Origin of the sequence: Kitasatospora sp. NPDC085464 (genome assembly GCF_044541955.1) — a bacterium.
GTDB lineage: Bacteria > Actinomycetota > Actinomycetes > Streptomycetales > Streptomycetaceae > Kitasatospora.
In genome coordinates, this window is the sequence record NZ_JBITTM010000122.1 from 1 (window position 1) to 1862 (window position 1862).

Below are 1862 nucleotides of genomic sequence, written 5' to 3' on the forward strand. Positions count from 1 at the left end.
ATCCTGTGCGGTCTGTTCGCGGAGACGCTGGGCGTGGAGTCGGTGTCGATCGACGACGACTTCTTCCAGCTCGGCGGGCACTCCCTGCTCGCCACTCGCCTGGTGAGTCGGATCCGGTCGGTCCTGGACGTCGAACTCGCCGTTCGGCAGGTCTTCGAGGCCTCCACCGTCGCCGAACTCGCCACCGCGATCGACGAGTCGGCCGTCGGCCGTCTCCCGCTGCGGGCCGTCGCCGAACGTCCCGACCGTCTGCCGCTCTCGCTGGCGCAGCAGCGACTTTGGTTCCTGCACCAGTTCGAGGGCCCGAGCGCCACCTACAACGTTCCCGTGGCCTTGCGTCTCTCCGGTTCCCTGGACGTCGAGGCGCTCCGCCGGGGGCTGGCCGACGTCGTCGCGCGTCACGAGAGCCTGCGGACCGTCTTCGCGGAGGACGCCGAGGGCCCGTACCAGATCGTCCTCGATGCCGCGCGCGCTGCCGAGGCCGGACTCCGGGAGGTCGCGGTCGCCGCCGAGGACCTCGAAGAGGAGCTGAAGCACGCGACCAGGACGCCGTTCGACCTGACCCGCGATCTGCCGTTGCGGGCCTGGCTGTTCGAGCTGGGCGCCGAGGAGCACGTGCTGCTGGCGGTCGTCCACCACATCGCGGGCGACGCCTGGTCGATGGGGCCGCTGGCCCGGGACCTGGCCGCGGCCTATGCCACACGCGCCGCCGGAGAGGCCCCGGCCTGGCAGGAACTGCCGGTCCAGTACGCCGACTACGGCCTGTGGCAGCGCGAGCTGCTCGGCTCCGAGGCCGATCCGGAGAGCGAGGTGTCGCGTCAACTCGGCTACTGGCAGCGGACCCTGGACGGCCTGCCCGAAGAACTGGCGCTGCCGTTCGACCGGCCGCGGCCGGCCACCGCCTCCTACCGGGGCGACCGGGTGACCTTCGCGTTCCCCGACGGACTGCACGACGGCCTGACCCGGGTGGCGCGTGAGCAGCGGGCGAGTGTGTTCATGGTGCTGCAGGCGGCGCTCGCGGCGCTGCTGAGCCGGCTGGGGGCGGGGGAGGACATCCCGCTGGGCACGCCGATCGCGGGCCGCACCGATGACGCGCTGGACGATCTGGTCGGGTTCTTCGTCAACACGCTGGTGCTGCGGACGGACGTGTCGGGTGACCCGACGTTCGCGGAGCTGATCGAGCGGGTGCGGGCGGCCGACCTGGAGGCGTACGCGCACCAGGACCTGCCGTTCGAGCGGCTGGTCGAGGCGGTCAACCCGGAGCGCTCGCTCGCCCGGCACCCCCTCTTCCAGACCATGCTCGTCCTCAACAACACGGACCAGGGCGCGGCCTCCGCCGTCGCGTCCCTGCCCGGCCTGACCGTGACGGGCGAGTCGGTGGACGCCGGTTCCGCGAAGTTCGACCTCTCCTTCCGCCTGTCGGACGACGGCGGAGCCCTGGACTTCAGCACGGATGTGTTCGACCGGGGGACGGCGGAGGCGCTTGCGGAGCGTTTCGTGCGGGTGCTGTCCGCGCTGGTCGCGGACCCGCAGGGTCGGGTCGGCGGGGTGGATGTGTTCGTGCCTGGCGAGCGTGAGCGGGTGTTGGTCGGCTGGAACGGTGAGTCGCGGGATGTTCGTGATGTGTCGTTGCCGGTGTTGTTCGGTGAGCAGGTGGAGCGGACGCCGGATGCGGTGGCGGTGGTTGCTGGTGGGCGGTCGTTGACGTATCGGGAGTTGGATGCGTGGTCGAACCGGGTGGCTCGGTGGTTGATCGGGCGGGGGGTTGGTGCGGAGTCGTTCGTGGGGGTGGTGCTGCCGCGGTCGGTGGAGTTGGTGGTGGCGCTGTTGGGTGTGGTGAAGGCGGGTGGTGCGTATGTGCC

Annotated in this window: 1 protein-coding gene; it reads left to right on the plus strand. The window is 71.2% G+C overall.

Annotated features, from left to right (window positions below; genetic code table 11):
• On the plus strand, nt 1-1862 hold a 1862-nt coding region (locus tag ACIGG8_RS42855), incomplete at both ends, for a condensation domain-containing protein (RefSeq protein WP_396553993.1).